The organism is Fretibacterium sp. OH1220_COT-178, assembly GCF_003860125.1.
GTDB lineage: Bacteria > Synergistota > Synergistia > Synergistales > Aminobacteriaceae > CAJPSE01.
Genome location: NZ_RQYL01000079.1, coordinates 1 through 615 on the forward strand (window position 1 = coordinate 1; position 615 = coordinate 615).

The 615-nt window shown below is 52.5% G+C and carries 2 pseudogenes; one reads left to right on the forward strand and one right to left on the reverse strand.

The window, feature by feature from the left end:
• A pseudogene (locus EII26_RS13650) lies at positions 1-185 on the reverse strand (helix-turn-helix domain-containing protein); the annotation flags it as partial.
• Positions 186-521: 336 nt separating this feature from the next.
• Here EII26_RS13650 and EII26_RS12910 point away from each other — a divergent pair.
• A pseudogene (locus EII26_RS12910) lies at positions 522-615 on the forward strand (IS5/IS1182 family transposase); the annotation flags it as partial.

Sequence of the window (615 nt, forward strand, 5' to 3'; positions counted from 1 at the left end):
AGACGAGATTGCAGAATTTGCCGCAGTCCTTTGTTGTCCAGCTTGAAGGCCGGCCGACAGCGTTTACGACGCAGACGATAGAGCTTACCGGCTTCGTGGGCGCTGTAGGCTCCCTTGACGAGATTACGCTGGAGTTCCCTGCTGATCGTCGAAGGGCTTCGGTTCAGGGCTCCGGCAATCTTTCGGCCTTCCGTATCCCCGAGCACGAAGGCACAGTATACTTTCTCGTTCTGTTGCTGTAAGATGAGGGCAACCCATGGGTGTCAGTCTCCTTCGCTGTTTGTGCTCGCAAAACTCATTCTAGCGAATAACTGTCATCTATGGGCCTTTTTATCTTCTCTCACCCCCTTCTGTTGCGTTTAGATTGTAAATCCAAGCCTCAAGTAAAGTGAGAGGACGCCGATCCGCATCACGATACAGGAGGGAAAAGTGGACAAGGGAACCTTAGATAGTGTCGTCAGGAGAGGTTAAAAGGTTTAGAATATCCTCCAGCAGAATCATTCAGTCAGGGGGAAGACACTATGGACCAAGGGCACAGAAGGCACGACATTTCGGACAGGGTCTGGGGGTTGCTGGAACCTCTTCTTCCGGGTCGTAAGGGTTCCTGGGGCGGGA